At 47.4% G+C, this 18,441-nt stretch carries 22 protein-coding genes; 18 read left to right on the top strand and 4 right to left on the bottom strand.

The features are described from left to right. Positions 1-89 precede the first annotated feature (89 nt). Positions 90-743 carry an SOS response-associated peptidase gene (locus B0F88_RS15665; protein WP_104424871.1) on the bottom strand — a complete coding sequence of 218 codons (654 nt, stop codon included), beginning with the start codon at positions 741-743 and terminating at the stop codon, positions 90-92. A 2-nt stretch (positions 744-745) separates the two neighbouring features. Here B0F88_RS15665 and B0F88_RS15660 point away from each other — a divergent pair, with 2 nt between their 5' ends. From B0F88_RS15660 to infA, 4 genes are all read left to right on the top strand, one after another. After that, positions 746-1,642 (top strand): 1-aminocyclopropane-1-carboxylate deaminase/D-cysteine desulfhydrase, encoded by an 897-nt coding sequence (locus B0F88_RS15660; RefSeq protein ID WP_104424870.1) that lies wholly within the window; start codon positions 746-748, stop codon positions 1,640-1,642. Positions 1,643-1,732: 90 nt separating this feature from the next. Further along, positions 1,733-3,820: a polyphosphate kinase 1 gene (ppk1, locus tag B0F88_RS15655; RefSeq protein ID WP_104424869.1), complete on the top strand. Its 2,088-nt coding sequence runs from the start codon at positions 1,733-1,735 to the stop codon at positions 3,818-3,820. After that, a complete protein-coding gene (gene def, locus B0F88_RS15650; RefSeq protein WP_104424868.1) occupies positions 3,817-4,350 on the top strand; it encodes a peptide deformylase in 534 nt (177 codons plus the stop codon). The genes ppk1 and def overlap by 4 nt, the downstream gene beginning before the upstream one ends. 111 nt (positions 4,351-4,461) lie before the next feature. Then, entirely contained in the window at positions 4,462-4,680 is a 219-nt protein-coding gene (infA, locus tag B0F88_RS15645) for a translation initiation factor IF-1 (protein ID WP_006889822.1), read from the top strand. 47 nt (positions 4,681-4,727) lie between these two features. Here infA and clpA read toward each other — a convergent pair whose 3' ends face one another. Further along, positions 4,728-7,001, bottom strand: coding sequence for an ATP-dependent Clp protease ATP-binding subunit ClpA (gene clpA, locus B0F88_RS15640; RefSeq protein ID WP_104424867.1), 2,274 nt, complete (start codon positions 6,999-7,001; stop codon positions 4,728-4,730). A 12-nt stretch (positions 7,002-7,013) separates the two neighbouring features. Further along, positions 7,014-7,337 (bottom strand): ATP-dependent Clp protease adapter ClpS, encoded by a 324-nt coding sequence (clpS, locus tag B0F88_RS15635; protein WP_104424866.1) that lies wholly within the window; start codon positions 7,335-7,337, stop codon positions 7,014-7,016. 178 nt (positions 7,338-7,515) lie between these two features. Here clpS and B0F88_RS15630 point away from each other — a divergent pair, with 178 nt between their 5' ends. The 10 genes from B0F88_RS15630 (at position 7,516) to B0F88_RS19790 (ending at position 14,944) form a co-directional block, all read left to right on the top strand. After that, positions 7,516-7,977, top strand: coding sequence for an NUDIX hydrolase (locus tag B0F88_RS15630; RefSeq protein ID WP_104424865.1), 462 nt, complete (start codon positions 7,516-7,518; stop codon positions 7,975-7,977). Beyond that, on the top strand, positions 7,970-9,064 hold the full coding sequence (gene mnmA, locus B0F88_RS15625) for a tRNA 2-thiouridine(34) synthase MnmA (protein ID WP_104424864.1): 1,095 nt from the start codon (positions 7,970-7,972) through the stop codon (positions 9,062-9,064). Before B0F88_RS15630 ends, mnmA begins: the two co-directional genes overlap by 8 nt. Then, positions 9,054-10,412: an AAA family ATPase gene (locus B0F88_RS15620; protein ID WP_181049928.1), complete on the top strand. Its 1,359-nt coding sequence runs from the start codon at positions 9,054-9,056 to the stop codon at positions 10,410-10,412. Before mnmA ends, B0F88_RS15620 begins: the two co-directional genes overlap by 11 nt. Further along, complete coding sequence (locus tag B0F88_RS15615) at positions 10,399-10,791, top strand: HNH endonuclease (protein ID WP_104424862.1); 393 nt, start codon at positions 10,399-10,401, stop codon at positions 10,789-10,791. Before B0F88_RS15620 ends, B0F88_RS15615 begins: the two co-directional genes overlap by 14 nt. A 53-nt stretch (positions 10,792-10,844) precedes the next feature. After that, on the top strand, positions 10,845-11,093 hold the full coding sequence (locus B0F88_RS19430; RefSeq protein WP_104424861.1) for a hypothetical protein: 249 nt from the start codon (positions 10,845-10,847) through the stop codon (positions 11,091-11,093). Between the two features lie 51 nt (positions 11,094-11,144). After that, the gene (gene purB / locus B0F88_RS15605) at positions 11,145-12,509 is read left to right on the top strand and encodes an adenylosuccinate lyase (RefSeq protein WP_104424860.1); all 1,365 of its coding nucleotides are present in this window, start codon (positions 11,145-11,147) and stop codon (positions 12,507-12,509) included. Between the two features lie 113 nt (positions 12,510-12,622). Continuing rightward, a complete protein-coding gene (locus tag B0F88_RS15600) occupies positions 12,623-13,348 on the top strand; it encodes a glycosyltransferase family 25 protein (protein WP_104424888.1) in 726 nt (241 codons plus the stop codon). Between the two features lie 210 nt (positions 13,349-13,558). After that, positions 13,559-13,903, top strand: a complete 345-nt coding sequence (gene smbP / locus B0F88_RS15595) for a small metal-binding protein SmbP (RefSeq protein ID WP_104424859.1) — start codon at positions 13,559-13,561, stop codon at positions 13,901-13,903. A 230-nt stretch (positions 13,904-14,133) separates the two neighbouring features. Then, positions 14,134-14,643, top strand: coding sequence for a hypothetical protein (locus B0F88_RS19795; protein ID WP_258076697.1), 510 nt, complete (start codon positions 14,134-14,136; stop codon positions 14,641-14,643). Further along, positions 14,627-14,944 (top strand): hypothetical protein, encoded by a 318-nt coding sequence (locus tag B0F88_RS19790; RefSeq protein ID WP_258076696.1) that lies wholly within the window; start codon positions 14,627-14,629, stop codon positions 14,942-14,944. Before B0F88_RS19795 ends, B0F88_RS19790 begins: the two co-directional genes overlap by 17 nt. Before the next feature lie 164 nt (positions 14,945-15,108). Here B0F88_RS19790 and B0F88_RS19425 read toward each other — a convergent pair whose 3' ends face one another. After that, complete coding sequence (locus B0F88_RS19425) at positions 15,109-15,291, bottom strand: hypothetical protein (protein WP_181049927.1); 183 nt, start codon at positions 15,289-15,291, stop codon at positions 15,109-15,111. A gap of 109 nt (positions 15,292-15,400) precedes the next feature. On the opposite strand from B0F88_RS19425, the gene B0F88_RS19785 reads away from it, so the two are divergent. Genes B0F88_RS19785 through B0F88_RS15560 form a run of 4 tightly spaced genes read left to right on the top strand, consistent with a single transcriptional unit; the run spans position 15,401 to position 18,439 of the window. Then, a complete protein-coding gene (locus B0F88_RS19785) occupies positions 15,401-15,535 on the top strand; it encodes a hypothetical protein (protein ID WP_258076701.1) in 135 nt (44 codons plus the stop codon). A 9-nt stretch (positions 15,536-15,544) separates the two neighbouring features. Next, positions 15,545-16,147: a cytochrome C oxidase subunit II gene (locus B0F88_RS15570; RefSeq protein ID WP_104424857.1), complete on the top strand. Its 603-nt coding sequence runs from the start codon at positions 15,545-15,547 to the stop codon at positions 16,145-16,147. Beyond that, positions 16,140-17,765, top strand: coding sequence for a b(o/a)3-type cytochrome-c oxidase subunit 1 (locus B0F88_RS15565; RefSeq protein ID WP_104424856.1), 1,626 nt, complete (start codon positions 16,140-16,142; stop codon positions 17,763-17,765). The genes B0F88_RS15570 and B0F88_RS15565 overlap by 8 nt, the downstream gene beginning before the upstream one ends. Positions 17,766-17,767: 2 nt before the next feature. Then, positions 17,768-18,439, top strand: coding sequence for a c-type cytochrome (locus B0F88_RS15560; RefSeq protein ID WP_104424855.1), 672 nt, complete (start codon positions 17,768-17,770; stop codon positions 18,437-18,439). The last annotated feature ends 2 nt before the right edge of the window (positions 18,440-18,441 follow it).

Here is an 18,441-nt window from a genome sequence, read left to right as displayed (position 1 = left end):
CACGAAGCAGAAGCTTTGTGGTCTTTGTATTTTCCATACTTTATTTATTTTCTGTATCCCTTTGCAGTCTTCGTGACTAATCAATTCCGCTACATTAAACAATTTTCGTCGTTATGCTGAGGGTTGTTGACTCGTGTGCTGATCCGGGTGATCTGCATAGTACGGTAGGCGTCGGCGGCTAAAAAATCAGCAATCTCGATAGCGGTGTTTTTCTTATCCAGCCAACGATTGTAATCATCGGGCATGATAATGACAGGCATGCGGTCATGAATAGGCGCCATTTTGTTGTTGGCGGCCGTGGTGATAATAGAACAGGAATAAACCGTTTCCTGATCATGTTCCCAGTGCTCCCAAATACCGGCAAAAGCAAACATCCCCTTATCTTGCCGGTAGATATGGTACGGTTGTTTTCCGGCTTCAGTGGCATGCCATTCAAAGAAGCCGGTAGCTGGAATCAGGCATCGTCGATGCCGGTAAGCTTTTTTAAACGACGGTTTTTCAGTCAATGTTTCGGCCCTGGCATTGATCAGGTGACTGGAAATAGCACGATCCTTTGCCCATGATGGAATCAATCCCCAATGCAGGTTAACGGCCCCGTTGCTGCCGTCTTCCAGTTGCACGACAGCGAGAATCTTTTGTCCGGGCGGAATGTTGTAGTCGGGTTTGTGTCCGGGTAAACTCAGCAACCTGAAATGATCCATAATCTGCTGCCCGGTTGCGATCAAATTATAACGTCCACACATACATGCACCCCGAACTGATAAAGCTGGAAAAAACCTTCAATCCGTCGATTCTAACAAAGATTGAAGATCCACGGCTTTCGCAATACCCAATCGAGCTGTGGATGAAGCGGGACGATTTGCTGCATCCGGTCATTTCCGGCAATAAATGGCGCAAACTTAAATATATACTTGATCATGCGCTGTCATTAGGCAAAGATACCATCGTCAGCATGGGCGGCGCTTATTCCAATCACTTACATGCTTTGGCTTATGTCGGTAAGGTGTTAGGGCTAAAGACTATCGGGCTTGTCCGCGGCGAGCCGCCGGAAACATTGACACCGACATTACTGGACATGAAAAACTGGGGCATGGAGCTGAGGTTTGTTTCCCGTTCCGACTATAGAATACTCCGTCAGTATAAAGGTTGGCATGACTTGCCCGGCTTAAAGCCTGGACAATACTGGTTGCCGGAAGGCGGCGCTTTAGATTTGGCGTTGAACGGTGTGGCGGAACTGGTTGCCGAAATAACAATACCATACGATACACTGTGTGTGTCCTGCGGAACCGGAACGACGTTGGCGGGTATTATTGATGCGGTTCCTGAGCGGGCGTCGGTGCTGGGATTTGCGGCGTTAAAAAACGCAGGCTTTTTGAACGCCGAGGTTGAAGCCAAACTGTCACAACCGCGTAATAACTGGCAGATAAACTTGGATTATCATTTTGGCGGTTTCGCCAAAACCAATGCGCAATTAAGCGCATTTATTGAAGACTTTGAATTGAAAACGACAATTCCTCTTGAGCCTGTTTATACCGGAAAGATGATGTACGCCGTTTACGCTTTAATCAAAGAATACTACTTCAAGCCCGGTCAGCGTATTATTGCGATTCATACCGGCGGCTTGCAGGGGAAAAGAGGTTAGGGCGCCAGCGCACACCTAACTATATTGAATTTGAGAAGATGTTGAAGAATGATGCGCATTCTACATGACTGATTTGAAACTGAGTAAAACATGGACATAAACGAGACCGAAGACCTGATCGACCTTCAAAAGCCCGAACTTTATATCAACCGTGAACTAAGCCTGCTGGAGTTTAACAAACGGGTGTTGGCGCAGGCGAAAGACGAGAAGGTACCACTGCTTGAACGGCTTAATTATTTGTGCATCTCCTGTTCCAACCTTGACGAGTTTTTCGAGGTCCGCGTAGCCAGTGTTATCCAGATGGCGGCCATCGATCCCAAAGCTATTGGCTCGGATGGCTTGACCCCCAGCGAGCAGCTGGAGCTGATTAACATTCACGCTCATCAATTGGTTGGCGAGCAATATAAGGTTCTTAACGAGATTCTGATTCCAAAATTGGCTGAAGAGAATATTCGTTTCATTCGCCGTAAGGAATGGACCGAGGCGCAGCACAAATGGCTGGAAGCTTATTTTAACGATGAATTGTTGCCGATTCTAACGCCGGTTGGACTGGATTCCGCGCACCCTTTTCCGCGCATACTCAACAAGAGTTTAAATTTTATTATTTCCTTAACCGGAAAAGACGCATTCGGCAGAAACAGCGGCAGGGCTATTTTGCAAGCACCCAGGGCGTTACCTCGGATTATTCAATTGCCTGCCGAGGTAACCGGTAGCGGGCCGGCGGATTTTGTGTTTTTATCATCGATTATTCATGCTTTTATCGATCAGTTATTTAACGGCATGAATGTCAAAGGCTGCTATCAATTCAGGGTCACCCGGAATAGTGATTTTTTTGTCGATGACGATGCCATTGACGATTTACTGCTTGCCGTGGAAGGCGAGCTGGCTATGCGTAATTACGGTGATGAAGTCCGCCTGGAGATCGACGCCAACTGCCCGGATGAAACGGTAACGTTTTTACTGGACCGTTTTGAAATGACCCGTGATCGTTTGTTTTTGGTTGAAGGGCCGGTCAATCTGAACAGGATTCAGGAGATTAATGACCTAGTCGGTCGGCCCGACCTTAAATTTCCTCCGTTTAAACCGAGTGTGCCGCAACAACTGGAACGCAGCAAAGACATTTTTGCTGCGATTAGACGTCACGATATTCTGCTGCATCACCCGTTTGAGTCCTTTTCGCCAGTTGTTGAATTTGTACGTCAGGCGGCGGTTTCCCCCGATGTATTGGCCATTAAGCAAACTCTGTATCGAACCGGAGCCGATTCGCCTATCGTCGGCGCCTTAATCAAGGCGGCAAGAGCGGGCAAGGTGGTGACAGTGGTTATCGAATTGAGGGCTCGATTCGATGAAAAAGCCAATATCGATTTAGCCTCGAAGCTACAAGAAGCTGCGGTGCATGTGGTTTATGGCGTGGTGGGTTATAAAACCCATGCCAAAATGTGTTTGGTGTTAAGAAGGGAAGGCAAGGAGTTGCGCAATTATGTGCATTTAGGTACCGGAAACTACCACCCGAAGACGGCGCAGATTTACACCGATTACGGCCTGTTTTCCTGCGACAAGGAATTAGGCGAGGATGTGCGCCGCGTGTTTGCTCAACTGACCAGCTTAGGCAAAGTAACAAAGTTGAATAAACTATTGCAATCGCCGTTCACCTTGCATCGCGGTTTGATGGAGAAAATCGAACGGGAAATACGCCATGCCAAAAACGGCAAACCGGCAAAAATCATTGTTCAGGTGAATGCCGTTGTTGAGGAGCAATCTATCCAGGCCCTTTACCGTGCGTCTCAGGCCGGGGTTGAGGTTAAGTTAATTGTCAGGGGAGTATGCTGCTTAAAGCCCGGTGTTTTGGGAGTATCTGAAAACATAGAAGTACGATCCATTATCGGGCGATTTTTGGAGCATGCGCGGGTTTATGCGTTTGAAAATGGCGGGGATAGGGAAGTCTACGCGTCCAGCGCGGATTTGATGAATCGCAATATGTTCCGCCGTGTTGAAATCTGTTTTCCTATCGAGAATAAGAAATTGCAAAACCGGATTCTGCAGGATCTGAATTTGTACTTAACCGATAACAGCCAAGCATGGCTTTTGCAGCCTGACGGAAGCTATCAGCAGATACAGAAAAACGACGCTGAAGAGCCGGTTCAGGCGCAAGCACTGCTTATGCAGGAGGTTCAATGACGGGCGTATATGAAATTGCCCAATTGGGCGCAAAAGTGCTCAGGCAAAAAGCCGAAGCGGTTGCCGATGTGCGTAATGCCGAGGTTAGGCGGATAATCGAGGCCATGCAGGCTACCTTGGCCTCAACCTCGGGTGTCGGCATTGCAGCGCCGCAGATCGGCGAGTCAAAGCGTATCATCATCATGGCTTCGCGGCCTACGCCGCGTTACCCATCTGCGCCGCTTATGGAGCCGACAGTGATGATTAATCCCGGTTTTCAGGTTTTGTCTGAAACTCAGGAAAAGGACTGGGAAGGCTGTCTGAGTATTCCGGGGATACGCGCCTTAGTGCCGAGATATCATGAAATAATGATCCACTATACCGATCAACAGGGCGGCTTAGTGGAGGCTCAGCTAAGTGGGTTTGTAGCAAGAATCTTTCAACATGAGTTCGATCATTTGGAGGGTAAAACCTACCTGGATAGGGTTGAAAACAATATGGATATTTTTGCTGAAAGTGAATTTATTAAACTGATTAATAGTAAGTTTTAATCAATCAAGCACGGATTTTTGAAAAACAAATACCTTACCACTATTACACTTCTGTTGTTAAAAACGCGGTTATGGTATGATTGGCGGTTTTAATTACCTGGATTATTATAAATGGCTAAAGAAGATCAAATTGAAATGGAAGGGAAGGTGATTGATACGCTTCCTAATACTATGTTCCGCGTCGAATTGGAAAACGGTCATATTGTGACGGCCCATATCTCAGGAAAAATGCGCAAGCATTACATCCGTATTCTTACCGGCGACAGCGTTAAAGTTGAAATGACTCCCTATGATTTAACCAAAGGCCGTATTACATTCCGTATGCGTTAATCCTGTTATCGACAGGATTAACGCAAGTTCCTTGGTTAGTCCTCGTACTAAAAATTGGCTTCAGGAACAATCGAGTCAGCGCTTTCTATATCGAAGTTCAGTTCGTTATCTTTCACGTAAATCCGCACATGTCCGCCGTGCGCCAATTCGCCAAACAGTAAGTCATTAGCTAACGGTTTTTTGATTTTCTCTTGAATGAGTCGCGCCATCGGTCTGGCTCCCATCTTCGGATCGCAACCGTTTTCGGCCAACCATAACCGGGCATCGGCATCCAATGCCAGCGTCACATGTTTGTCCGCCAGCAAGGCTTCCAGTTCAAAGATGAATTTATCAACCACATGGCCGACAATTGAAATATCCAGCGGCTTAAACTGGATGATCGCATCCAGACGGTTGCGGAACTCGGGCGAGAAGCCTTTTTCGATAACCTTCAAGCTGTCGGTCGCATGATCCTGCTGAGTAAAGCCGATAGAGGCGCGGCTGCCTTCTTCCGCTCCTGCATTGGTGGTCATCACCAGAATGATGTTACGGAAATCCGCCTTGCGTCCGTTGTTATCGGTCAATGAGCCGTGGTCCATCACCTGCAATAACAGGTTAAATACGTCAGGGTGGGCTTTTTCCAATTCGTCCAGCAGCAATACGGCATGAGGATGCTTGGTCACCTGCTCGGTTAGCAGGCCGCCTTGATCAAAACCCACATAGCCTGGGGGGGCCCCTATCAGTCTGGAAACAGTATGCCGCTCCATGTATTCGGACATGTCGAAGCGAATCAATTCCACGCCCAACACCTTAGCCAGCTGCCGCGTCACTTCGGTTTTACCTACACCTGTAGGGCCTGCAAAAAGGAATGAGCCGATAGTTTTTTGCGTATCCCTGAGGCCGGCGCGCGATAATTTTATCGCCGACGCCAATGCGGAAATAGCTTCGTCCTGGCCAAAGACCAGCATTTTCAGGTTCTTTTCCAGGTTGCCAAGCTTGTCTATATCGTTGGAAGATACCGATTTTGCGGGAACTCTGGCGATTTTGGATACGATGTCTTCTATTTCTGCAACATCAATCAGCTGTTTGCGCTCGGCTTCAGCGGTCATGCGCTGCTTTGCGCCCGCCTCATCGATAACATCAATGGCTTTATCGGGTAAATGGCGGTCGGTAATATAGCGATCCGATAATTCCGCCGCGACACGCAATGCATCGGAAGAATATTTAACGTCATGATGTTCTTCAAAACGGGATTTAAGCCCTTTTAGAATCAGTATGGTGTCTTCAACGGAAGGCTCAAGCACGTCGATTTTTTGGAATCTCCGCGCCAGGGCATGATCTTTTTCAAAAACGCCGCGATATTCCTGATACGTGGTAGAACCTATGCAGCGCAACTGGCCCGAAGCCAATGCCGGTTTAATCAAATTGGACGCATCCATCACTCCGCCGGAAGCAGAACCGGCTCCGATAATGGTGTGAATTTCATCGATAAACAGGATCGAATCAGGTTCCTTGTTAAGCTGGGTTAACAGGGATTTAAGCCGTTTTTCGAAGTCCCCCCGGTATTTGGTGCCGGCAACCAGAGCGCCCAGATCCAGTGAGTAAATCACGCTGTTCATCAAAACGTCCGGCACTTGCTCCTCGACAATCCGTTTCGCCAAGCCTTCTGCAATAGCGGTTTTGCCCACGCCGGCTTCACCGACCAATAAAGGATTGTTTTTGCGGCGGCGGCACAGCGTCTGAATGGTGCGCTCGACTTCCGCTTCTCTGCCGATTAAAGGGTCAATTCGGCCTTTTAAAGCTTCTTCATTGAGGTTGGTGGCGTATTTATCCAAAGGGCTGCCGGCCGCTTCGGCGTCTGGATTGCCGGGTTCCTGCGACCTGCTAGTTGAAGGATCATTTTCAGGATCGATTTTTGAAATACCGTGAGCCAGGTAATTAACCACATCCAGTCTTGAAATATCCTGCTTATTTAGCAGATAAACCGCATGGGAATCCTGCTCACTGAACAAAGCTACAAATAAATTGGCGCCGGAAACCTCCTTCTTGTCGGATGCCTGGACATGAAACACAGCGCGTTGTAGAACCCGCTGAAATCCCAGGGTAGGTTGGGTTTCCCGCTGGATACCCGCCGGAATTAGGGAGGTGGTTTCATCGATAAATTGCGTTAACTGGCCGCGTAGCGCCTTAATGTCACAACCGCATGCTATTAAAATCGGCTGCGCGGAAGGGTTTTCGAGCAATGCCAGCAGCAAATGTTCAACCGTGATAAATTCATGGCGTTTGTCATGTGCATTTTTAAAGGCATTATTTAATGTGATTTCAAGTTCTTTACTTAACATAAGCTCTCCAACCTACACTTCTTCCATCGAGCACATCAACGGATGATGATGTTCCCGTGAATAGTCATTAACAATATATACTTTGGTTTCAGCAACATCTTTAGAATATGTTCCGCACACACCAACACCTTGTGTATGTACTTGCAGCATCACCTGAGTCGCCTTTTCTTCAGACATCGCAAAAAAATCCATCAAAATCTCAATGACAAAATCCATCGGTGTAAAGTCATCATTCAGCAGGATAACCTTGTATAAAGGCGGTTTTTTCAGCTTAGGCTTGGCTTCCTGAATGGCCAGGCCGCCATCTTTATCTTTAAACGGATCAAAATCGGACATAACGGTAATAACGAAATTATTTTAAGCACTTAACATAGTGCCAATCAGGGGGAATTTCAACTCTTTATGTTTGCAACAAAATTAACAAGCATTTTGAGTCTTTCTGGTTGTGTCTTTTTTACCAGCATAATCTATCCAAATCTAGTAAAATATCGGCTTTTGCAGTCGGAATTTTGCAATGGTTTGGAAACCACACGTTACAGTTGCCGCAGTTATTGAACAAGACCGACGTTTTTTACTCGTGGAAGAAGAAACCTCCAGCGGACTTCAATTCAATCAACCTGCAGGGCACCTGGAAAAAAGCGAGGATCTGATTGCCGCTGTCAAACGTGAAGTATTGGAAGAAACCGCATGGCGGTTTGAGCCTGAATACGTTGTTTCGATCCAGCTTTGGCGAAAAAATCCTGACTCGCCGAGCTTTGTCAGGGTGTGCTTTTCGGGTCGCTGCCATTCGCATAACCCGGCGCAACAACTGGATGACGGCATAGTCGCCGCGCGCTGGCTGACTCGCGATGAAATCGAAGCGGAGCGCCATCGTTTGCGTAGCCCTCTAGTGCTTATCAGTATAGACGAATATCTCAGCGGGCAACGCCACCCCTTATCACTGCTTAAATCATTTATCGACCTTGACCATGAGTAAAAATGTAGTCGTCGGCATGTCCGGCGGTGTCGATTCTTCGGTAACCGCTTTGCTGCTTTTGGAACAAGGCCATCAAGTCACCGGTTTGTTTATGAAAAACTGGGAAGAAGATGACGGCACCGAGTACTGCACGGCAATGGAGGACCTCGCCGACGCCCAACAGGTCTGCGATAAATTAGGCATAGAACTGAAAACCGTGAATTTTGCCGCCGAATACTGGGATGAGGTATTTGAAGTATTCTTGTCCGAATTTAAAGCGGGCCGCACGCCTAATCCCGACATTCTGTGCAACAAACATGTTAAATTCAAAGCCTTCCTGAATTATGCGATTGAAGACTTGGGTGCCGAATATATTGCTACAGGCCATTATGCGCGCGTGGCGGAAAAAGACGGTGAGTTCTTTTTGTTAAAAGGCCTGGACCCGAATAAAGAGCAAAGCTATTTTCTTTACACGCTGGGACAAAAGCAGCTGTCGCGCACGCTGTTTCCGATTGGCCATCTGCATAAACCGGAAATCCGGGCTATGGCGGATAAAGCCGGTTTTGCCAACAGCCGTAAAAAAGACAGCACCGGCATTTGTTTTATCGGCGAGCGCAAATTCACCGAATTCCTGCAACGCTATCTGCCCACACAACCCGGCGAGATGCGCACCCCGGAAGGCCAAACTATCGGCAAACATCATGGCTTGATGTATTACACATTTGGCCAACGCCAAGGCTTAGGCATAGGGGGCGTTAAAAATGCGCCGGATGAGCCGTGGTATGTGCTGGAAAAGGATTTGGTAAATAATATTTTGATCGTAGGGCAGGGCCACGATCATCCGCTGATGCTGCATAACACGCTGGAAGCCAGCCAACTGGATTGGTGCAGCAACAGGCCGTTGACCAAACCCATGCGTTGCAGCGCTAAAACCCGCTATCGTCAGGCCGACCAGGCCTGTTATTTGGAGCCGATAGGCGATGGTCGATGCAAGGCTACTTTCGACCAGCCGCAAAGAGCGATCACACCCGGCCAATCCGTCGTTTTTTACGATGGTGAAATTTGTTTGGGCGGTGGAATTATTGAGTCTAAATATAATGAAAATTAATAAACTGGAATTGCTTGGTTTTCGTCGTTTTGAAAAACACGCGATAGAGTTTTCTAATCGTTTTACATTATTAATCGGTGACAACGGCAGCGGGAAAACTACAATTTTGGATGCATTGGCAATTGCCATGGGAGATTTAATATTTGAAATAACTGGCGTTAAAGCCAATGAAAAATCTCGAATGTCCCTTGATGATATGTATCATTTAGAACTAACAATGGGGCAGCAGCCTTTAAAAGAAATACTTAAAGATACTTTTATTGTTATAGATGGTGTTTTTAGTAGTATACCTATTCATTGGATAAATGGTAGAGGGGTTAAAAGGTTTTACTGTCTTAGCAAAGGTGATCTTGATAACGGATATGATGAAATTCTCAGTAAATTTGATAGTAAGCAGCTTAATCTAATAAAAAAACAGGCCGAAGAAAGAACTAACCTCAATATTTTATTTCCTATAGCGGCCTATTACGGCACAGGTCGGTTATGGCAGCAATTAAAATCCAAAGATAAAAAAACCATAGGCCCTGGCTCTCGATTCGAAGGTTATCAAAATTGTTTAAATCCGGCATCTAATCAAAAAAGCTTCTTTCAATGGTTTAAAACTCAAGAATTGGCGGCCTTGCAAAAACAAGAACGCCGTCATGTATTAGAAGCGGTTCGTGAGGCTATTGTTAGCATGATTCCCGATGCGCAGCGGGCATGGTGGGATTTGGTTTGGGATGAATTGATGATCGAAACCTTATCAGTTCAAGGTAAACTTCAAACTATCCCATTTTCGCTATTAAGCGATGGCTATCGCAACATGATAGGTGTGGTCGCCGATATTGCTTATCGGATGGCGACGTTAAATCCGCAACTGGAAGCTGACGTAATCAAGCAAACCGAAGGCATCGTATTAATCGACGAAATCGATTTGCACCTGCATCCTAAATGGCAGAAGCAGGTTGTCGAACGCTTATTAGACACCTTTCCTAAAGTACAATTTGTTGCCAGCAGCCATTCGCCTTTTATTATTCAATCGCTGTACCATCGTGAAGATTGTTTATTGTGGGATTTAGAAAAAAATGCGCCTGTAGATGTTGACAGCAAAAGTATCGAGGATATTGCCGAAAACCAGCAAGGCGTAGAAATCCCCCAACAAAGCCAGCGCTTTTTGGATATGGAAAAAGCAGCTGAAGAATATTACACCGTGTTAAAACAAATTCCGCCCGCCGGTGAAGACGAAAAACAACGTTTGCGGCAACGGCTGGATGAATTATTGCTGCCTTATAGCGACGATCCCGCTTTTCAAGCTTTTTTAAAAATGGAACGACTAGCCGTAGAAGGAAGTAGGCATGAGGCCGGTTAAACGCGACGATGCGCCGATAGATAGCGACGGTAATCCCGTTAATTTCAAAAAATACGGCGATGCCCGTCCTTATTTAATCAATCGTTTGGGCCAATATTGCTCTTATTGTGAAATTTGGTTGCCAATGGGGCTGGCAGTTGAACATATTCAACCTAAAGGAAATGAAACAGCCTTAGAAAAAGAGTGGAGTAATTTTCTTTTAAGCTGTCCTTCCTGCAATAGCAGAAAAGGTAAGAAAGTAGTTAATGCTGAAAACTTGCACGATTATTATTGGCCACATTGTGACAATACATTTCGGGTTTTTATTTATGAGAATGACCGTGCTCCTCAAATAGCCAAATCTTTAAATGAAGCCCAGCAGCGAATTGCTCGAAACTAACGGGATTAGATATTGAACCAATAAGTCGCAAGAATGTTAAAGACCCTCGCTGGATGCCACGCTATACCGCATGGCGGAAAGCAGAATGGGCAAAAGAGGATTTTGATCGAGATTCAGGCGAAGCAATGTGTCTTCGAATCGTAGAAACTGCCATTACCACAGGCTTTTGGTCAGTCTGGATGACGGTTTTTCAAGACTATGCCGATATGCGCCGCCGGTTAATTGAGGCATTTCAAGGCACTAGCGAAGAATGTTTCGATCATAATACTCAACCCGTACAACGAGCTGGCGGAAAAATCTAGCCTCCTCAAAAACATCATGACACATCACAAAAGTTTCAGGACAATCAACTTATGACTAATTTTGCCCTCACCGCTATTTCCCCCATTGACGGCCGCTACGCTGACAAAGTCGAAAAACTCCGTCCTATTTTCAGCGAATACGGCCTGATCCGTTTTCGCGTACTCGTTGAAGTACGCTGGCTGCAAGCCTTGGCCAATCATCCGCTGATTACCGAAGTCAGCCCGTTTAGCGACGCGGCAACCCAACTGTTAAACAACATCGTCAGCGATTTTTCAGAGGCCGATGCGCAGCGCGTCAAGGACATCGAAAAAACCACCAATCACGATGTCAAAGCCGTTGAATACCTGCTGAAAGAAAAAATTGCCGGTTGCGCCGAATTGGAAAAAGTCAGCGAATTCATCCATTTTGCCTGCACCTCGGAAGACATCAATAACCTGTCTTATGCGTTAATGCTCAAGGAAGGCCGGGAAGTGATCCTGGCGCAAATCAGCGATTGCATCGCGGCGCTGAAAACCGTTGCCGTGGAAACCGCAGACCAGCCGATGCTATCGCGCACCCACGGACAGTCAGCCACTCCGACCACCACCGGCAAGGAATTCGCCAACGTCGCCGCGCGCATGCAGCGCCAGCAAGACCAGCTGCAAGCCGTAGCCCTGTTGGGCAAAATAAACGGCGCAGTGGGCAATTATAATGCGCACTGCGTGGCCTATCCCGATGTGGATTGGGCGGAATTTTCCAAAAACTTTGTCGAATCCCTGGGGCTGCAATTTAACCCCTACACCATCCAGATTGAACCGCACGACTATATCGCCGAGTATTTCCACGCGCTGTCCCGATTCAACACCATCTTGCTGGATTTCGACCGCGACATCTGGGGCTATATTTCGCTGGGTTACTTCAAACAAAAAACCATTGCCGGTGAAGTCGGCTCGTCCACGATGCCGCACAAAGTCAACCCGATTGATTTTGAAAACTCGGAAGGTAATTTAGGGTTAGCCAATGCCTTATTCGGCTTTTTAGCCGAAAAACTGCCGGTGTCGCGCTGGCAGCGGGATTTAACCGACTCGACCGTGTTGAGAAATATCGGTGTCGGCATTGCCCATACCAGTATCGCCATCCAGGCCAGCTTGAAAGGCATATCCAAGTTACAAATCAACGTCGATGCGATTGAAGCCGATCTCAACGCCAACTGGGAAGTGTTGGCGGAACCGGTCCAAACCGTAATGCGTCGTTACGGTATCGAAAAACCCTATGAGAAATTAAAGGAACTGACCCGAGGTCAACGCATTACTCCCGAACAAATGCAGGCGTTTATTGAAAAACTGGAAATTCCCGCTGAAGCCAAGGCCATTTTGCTGGAGTTGACGCCGCGCAATTACACCGGATATGCGGAAAAGCTGGCTAGGGGAATATAAGTTATCGCTGAGCCGTCATCCTGCGGTGGATTATATTGGGTAATGAGGAGGGCCGGTTAATTGCCGGCCCTTGGCTAATCGCTACCAAGCAAATATTTTTTAGGATCATTTACATGCCACCTGTCAAAAAACCAACTCGTGTTTATGTGCTGAATGTAAAAAAATTCACTCAACGCCGCTTATTTATGGAAAAGCAGCTGTCCGAGCATGCTTTGCCAGCCGAATTTATTTTCGATTGGGATGCGGATGAGCTGAACGATGAAATCGTCGACCGATATTTTACCGATGATAATAATCTCTCTCCGGCGCAAAAATCCTGTGCGATGAAGCATCTTTGCGCCTTGCAAAAAGTAGCGGTTGCGGACAGCGAGTTTAATTTGATTTTAGAAGACGATGCCGTGTTCGCCAAAGATTTTGCTATAGGGTTACAGCGCGCATTAGATCAAAGCGTACAATTTCCCGGAAATAAAGTCATTTATATCGGTTCGGGCGGTAATTTTTTTACGCCTAAAAGCCAGAGGAAAGCGGGGCAGTATCTCTATGTGGGGTCCCGTGTCAGATTCGCCGATTCCTATATTATCGACAGCGCTACCGCACAAAAAAGACTGGATTGGATAGCGGCGCACAAAATTTCCGAGCCTATCGACAATCAGTTTGAAAAAATAGATGCCGAATTAGGCATACAAACACTTTGGCTGGAAGATCCGGTTGTTGAACAAGGCAGTAAAAACGGTTTGTTTGATAGCGCGTTGGAGCCTGCACCGCCGCAATGGCTGCAAGCTATTTTCTTCGGATGGGAAAAGCTCAAGCGCAAGTATATTTATCAACTTTGGCGTTGATTGTTGATCGGCCATTATCAAAGGACCTGTTTCCGGGTATTCCAAGTGTTTTTAATGTATTCGCCTCGTAAACTCATGGGTATTGCAAAATAAATTACATGATGATATGAATATATATGTCGATTCGTAAGAGTTTTCGCCATTTTTCAAAGAGAAAAATAAAACGTGGTATCGACAACTAAATATAAACATTAATATGAGGAGAGAATTATGAAAAAATTAGCATCCGTATGTGCAGGTTTATTACTTCTTTTAAGTACTTCTGTTTTTGCTGAAGACCATGCTTCTGAAGCGCTGAAACACGCTAATGCGGCGGTAGAACATGGTAAAGCCGGACACACACCGCTTTTACTCGAACACGCAAAGGCGGCATTGGAAGATGCGCTGGCAGCCTCCATAGTCGCTAAGAGCGTGGCAAAAAACCATTTAGACGCCGGAGCTAAAGAGTTGCAGGAAGCTATTGATCAAGGCACTTTGGGCCACGTAGGCGTGGCTACCTCACATGCTGAAGCGGCTGTAGAGCACATTAAAGCCGGCAACAACAATAAAAAATAACATCAATACAGCTTCGAAGGAAAGGGGCGGGTAATTCCGCCTCTTTTCTTTAAATGCTTTAATTCCGTATCAAGAAACGGCTATTAACGCCGCTGCAAGGAAACTTTCCAGACTGATTAACATACTCATCGCGCATTGAATTCGGCGGTTGGTTAAGGATCAGCCAGTGCGTCCCCGGCAACTTTCACTCGGGCTGACATCGAACTTTCAAACGCAAAAGGGGTATGTTTATGCAAAAAATCTATCCTTCTCCCTGCGAAAAAGTCTCCATTAAAGGCCTCTATCTTGCCCATCAATTGCATAAACAGGGCTCAATCGAATCGCCTTTTGTTTACGCCAACTTTCTGTCGAGTCTGGACGGGCGCATTGCGTTGGAAGATGCGGCTCAAGACACCTATATCCCCAAGCATATAACAACAGCCTCTGACTTTGGCCTGTTCATGGAACTACATGCGCAGGCGGATTGCCTGATTACGCATGGCGGCTATATGCGGGCGCTGGGTGCGGGACGTTTGGGCAACATCTTGCAGGTCAGAAACAAAGATCATGTTGAATGGCGCCGGAACAACGGTTTAAAACCCCAGCCCGCAGTGATAATCGCCAGCGCCAGTCTGAATTTCCCGCTTCATCAGTCTTCAGGAACATGCGCAAACGGTTTATATTGCTACGGGGAGAAACGCCGATCCAGAACGTATCCGTTACTGGCAAGACTTAGGAGTTCCCGTGCTTTTTACAGGTGAAGATCGAATGGTTCGGGGTGCGCCTTTGATTCGTCAGTTAAGCGCGCTGGGTTACAAGACTATTTATCTTATTGCCGGGCCCCAGATGCTTGACACTATGATCAGGGACAGGCAGTTATCAAGGCTATACCTGACCATTACCCACCAGTTAATCGGCGGTAAAGATTTTCGTACCTTGCTGACCGGTTCAACGCTGGGAACGGAGGGCAACCTGACGCTTGAAGCACTGTATTACGAACAAGACTCGCCGCCCGGATCCGGCCAGTTTTTCATTCAATTCGGCTTGAAGCATGCGGCTTAACCGGTTACGAACAGACAAATAATGAAGATTCTTACCGTTACCGACATCCAAAAACTGGTACAGATTATTGGCCTGGAAAATTTTTTAACACATGTCATTTCCGCTTTGGAAGAAAATTTCGGCCGTTGGAACGAGTTTATTTTATCGCCGCGTCACGGAACCTATTACCCTGAAGGCGTCATTCCCCGAACCATTCGATCTTCACCTGTAAAAAGCACGGGAACTCCTAAGTCTTGCCAGTAACGGATACGTTGTGGTTCGCCATAGAACGCCTCAATAATATCTTTCATCAAGTATAAGGTTTTATTTTTAAAATCTTTTTCTGGATTAAATTCGCTGATTTCCAAACCGCATGCTTGGATTACCGTAATGCTTTTATTGAAATAGCGGGCAATGGTGTACTATAAAAACCGGGTGTTATTCATAATAATTAAAAGAGAGGATGAGATGGATAAAATGAGTGAAGAAGATCGCAAGCGTATTCTCGAAAGCCCGCCAATCGGCACTTTTGCACTAATGTCATTGGTTATCGGCGGCATGGTCGTCGCATGGCTGTTTCTTTATTACGGCGTATTTCTGCCGCGAGGCTAGGGGTTCATTATGCAAATAGAACCATTAAAACAAAAATATGCACAGCTCTTGCGGGACTTTTACGCGCAGCTTCGTGCCATTCATATCGATCAACTGGAACGAAAATGGATCACCATCTCGCTGATTGTGATCGGTCTTTTCGTCGGCATCATCACCATCGATGCGCTGTTCCACGGCGTTAACCCGCCCAGCAAAGTTGAAACGGTTGATTCCGCCAGCCTGCATTTAAACAAGGAATTTGCGGAGGACAATCTGGGCGTGCAAGTCGATGACAAGGGCAATGTCACAGTCAGAATGGTGGCCGGACGTTATTCCTTTTTCCCCAAACATATCACCGTTCCCGCCGAAACAACATTAACCTTCCGTTGGGTCAGCATGGATGTTTTACATGGCGTTCATATCCCGATGACCAACATGAGCACGATGATTGTGCCGGGTTATGTCGCGGAAATAACCACCACTTTTCCGAAACCGGGCGAGTATCCGATGTTGTGTAATGAATATTGCGGCTTGGGCCATAACCACATGTGGAGCAATATTTCCGTAATCGCCAAAGAAAACTGGACGGCTCCGGCCAAATCGTCTGTTAAAGGAGGATCAAACAATGAATGATGCAGCTGAACGAAAATTGGCGTTAAGCCATCTCTGGGTCGCTTTTATCGCCTTCATCCTGGCTTGTTTCATGGGCGAATATCAGGTTCTGGAACGTAGCGGCCTTATCTCCGCGCTGGACTCGCCCAGTGTGTATTTTGCCTCGGTCAGTACCCACGGGGTATTGATGGCGTTTGTGTTGACGACCTTTTTTATTATGGGTTTTGGCTATTACATAGCCGCCACCAGCCTGAAACAACCGGTATGGAACAAGCCGCTGGCATGGGGCGCGTTCTGGCTCGCCTTGTTCGGCGTCGTGCTGGCCGCGATCCCTTTGCTTACCGGCAAGGCTTCGGTGCTTTATACGTTTTACCCGCCGATTGTCGCGCATGCGGCATTTTATATCGGCGCTACCTTGCTGGTTGTCGGCTCATGGGTCTGGTGCGTGATCATGCTGGTGATGTTTGTTCAATGGAAAAAAGCCAAGCCCGGACAACCGGTGCCTTTAGCGATGTTTGCCACCGCAATGAATGCCTTACTGTGGCTATGGACCAGCGCCGGTGTCGCCTTGGAGGTGCTGTTTCAATTGATTCCGCTGTCCTTGGGTTGGATCGATACGGTTGATCCGGGGCTGGCCAGAACGCTATTCGCCTGGACTTTGCATCCGATCGTTTATTTCTGGCTGATTCCCGCCTACACCGCTTTTTACGTGTTTGTGCCCAAACAGGCGGGCGGCTTCCTGTTCAGCGATGAAATGGCCCGGCTTGCCTTTATCGTACTGGCCGTGTTCGCGTTGCCGATAGGCTTTCATCACCTTTATATGGATCCTGAACAGGCCAAGGGTTGGAAGTTACTGCACGGCATCGGCACTTTCGTGGTCGCCCTGCCTACTTTGGTGACGGGTTTTACCGTTATCGCCTCACTGGAAATTGCCGGACGCTTGCGCGGCGGCAAAGGGCTGTTCGGCTGGATAGGCAGTTTGCCGTGGACCAACACGATGGTGCTGGCGGTCATTTTGTCGTTACTGATGCTGATTTTTGGCGGCTTCGGCGGCATCGTCAACGCCAGTTATGCAATGAACGCGATGATACACAACACCGCCTGGGTGCCAGGACACTTCCATCTGATTTTTGCCGGCACCACCGTCATCATGTATTTCGCGATTGCCTATTATTTGTGGCCCATGCTGGTTAAAAAACCATTGTTTTCCGAATCGATGGCCCTGGTTCAGCTATGGACATGGTTTATCGGCATGAGCATATTGACGACGCCCTGGCATGTGCTGGGCTTGTTAGGCCAGCCCCGCCGCATTTCCAGCGTTGTTTACAATAACCTGCTGACGCTGTCCTGGAAGCCTTACGAATTGATGATGATACTGGGCGGCTTGATATTGCTGGGGTCGGCTTGTCTGTTTATCTACAATCTGGCAAAGACCCAATTGAGTCCTGCTTCGGAAGCATTCGACCGACAAATTGAATTTGCCGAACCGATACATGCAGTAGAGTCGCTTCCCGAATGGTTGAACGACTTTAAACCCTGGAACAAAGTGATTGCCGTTTTAATGGCCATCAGCTTCGGTTATCCAATCTTACAGTTCTTTTTTATGAACACTTCGGGTTCATCTGCATGGGGATTTTAAACATGAAACGAATGCTGCTATTACTGGCGTTTATTGCACCGCTTTCGGCTAATGCCGAACCTGCTTCCCAAATTGCCTGGACGCCTGAAACCCTGAACCGGGTAAAAAACGGCAACGTGAACAAGGGTAAGGAACTGGCCGAATCCTGCAAGAGCTGTCATGGCGATAAAGGGCAGGGCATGAAGGAGGAAACCCGGGATGATGAAACGCTTCCGGCGATTCCGGCGCTTGCGGGCCAGGTCGCCACTTATGTCTACAAACAGTTGCGTGATTATTCCAACGGCAGCCGGAGTCATGATTCGATGACCTCGATTGCCAAGGGCCTGACCGAGCAGGATGCCGCCGATCTCGCGGTCTGGTTCAATTCCCTGCCGTCGCCTCAAAATAAATCGGCTAACCGGAACCTTGCCAGAGCGGAAAAAATGGTTGAACAGGGTGACGGCAAACGTATCCTGCCGCCCTGTTTTGTTTGTCATGGCGCTAAGGGGCAGGGCGAAAAAATAGATATTCCGGCGCTGGCGGGGCAACAGGCCGATTATTTTGCGACAACCTTGGCAGCTTATAAAAACGGCCGGCGGCATAACGATATTTACAGTCGCATGCGTCTGATCGCCCAGCAACTGAGTGATGAAGAAATCAGGGATCTGGCTCAGTATTATCAGCAGCTCAAATAAGT

Origin of the sequence: Methylobacter tundripaludum, from assembly GCF_002934365.1 — a bacterium.
Classification (GTDB): domain Bacteria; phylum Pseudomonadota; class Gammaproteobacteria; order Methylococcales; family Methylomonadaceae; genus Methylobacter_A; species Methylobacter_A tundripaludum_A.
This window is presented reverse-complemented; position numbering and strand designations above follow the sequence as displayed.

Coding starts and splice junctions, on each gene's coding strand:
- ppk1 (WP_104424869.1), top strand. CDS start 1,733: ATGGACATAAACGAGACCGAAGACCTGATCGACCTTCAAAAGCCCGAA.
- B0F88_RS15565 (WP_104424856.1), top strand. CDS start 16,140: ATGAATGATGCAGCTGAACGAAAATTGGCGTTAAGCCATCTCTGGGTC.
- B0F88_RS15570 (WP_104424857.1), top strand. CDS start 15,545: ATGCAAATAGAACCATTAAAACAAAAATATGCACAGCTCTTGCGGGAC.
- infA (WP_006889822.1), top strand. CDS start 4,462: ATGGCTAAAGAAGATCAAATTGAAATGGAAGGGAAGGTGATTGATACG.
- clpA (WP_104424867.1), bottom strand. CDS start 7,001: ATGTTAAGTAAAGAACTTGAAATCACATTAAATAATGCCTTTAAAAAT.
- B0F88_RS15665 (WP_104424871.1), bottom strand. CDS start 743: ATGTGTGGACGTTATAATTTGATCGCAACCGGGCAGCAGATTATGGAT.
- mnmA (WP_104424864.1), top strand. CDS start 7,970: ATGAGTAAAAATGTAGTCGTCGGCATGTCCGGCGGTGTCGATTCTTCG.
- B0F88_RS15600 (WP_104424888.1), top strand. CDS start 12,623: ATGCCACCTGTCAAAAAACCAACTCGTGTTTATGTGCTGAATGTAAAA.
- B0F88_RS15620 (WP_181049928.1), top strand. CDS start 9,054: ATGAAAATTAATAAACTGGAATTGCTTGGTTTTCGTCGTTTTGAAAAA.
- B0F88_RS19785 (WP_258076701.1), top strand. CDS start 15,401: ATGAGTGAAGAAGATCGCAAGCGTATTCTCGAAAGCCCGCCAATCGGC.
- B0F88_RS15660 (WP_104424870.1), top strand. CDS start 746: ATGCACCCCGAACTGATAAAGCTGGAAAAAACCTTCAATCCGTCGATT.
- B0F88_RS15630 (WP_104424865.1), top strand. CDS start 7,516: ATGGTTTGGAAACCACACGTTACAGTTGCCGCAGTTATTGAACAAGAC.
- B0F88_RS19430 (WP_104424861.1), top strand. CDS start 10,845: ATGCCACGCTATACCGCATGGCGGAAAGCAGAATGGGCAAAAGAGGAT.
- clpS (WP_104424866.1), bottom strand. CDS start 7,337: ATGTCCGATTTTGATCCGTTTAAAGATAAAGATGGCGGCCTGGCCATT.
- smbP (WP_104424859.1), top strand. CDS start 13,559: ATGAAAAAATTAGCATCCGTATGTGCAGGTTTATTACTTCTTTTAAGT.
- purB (WP_104424860.1), top strand. CDS start 11,145: ATGACTAATTTTGCCCTCACCGCTATTTCCCCCATTGACGGCCGCTAC.
- B0F88_RS15615 (WP_104424862.1), top strand. CDS start 10,399: ATGAGGCCGGTTAAACGCGACGATGCGCCGATAGATAGCGACGGTAAT.
- def (WP_104424868.1), top strand. CDS start 3,817: ATGACGGGCGTATATGAAATTGCCCAATTGGGCGCAAAAGTGCTCAGG.
- B0F88_RS19795 (WP_258076697.1), top strand. CDS start 14,134: ATGCAAAAAATCTATCCTTCTCCCTGCGAAAAAGTCTCCATTAAAGGC.
- B0F88_RS15560 (WP_104424855.1), top strand. CDS start 17,768: ATGAAACGAATGCTGCTATTACTGGCGTTTATTGCACCGCTTTCGGCT.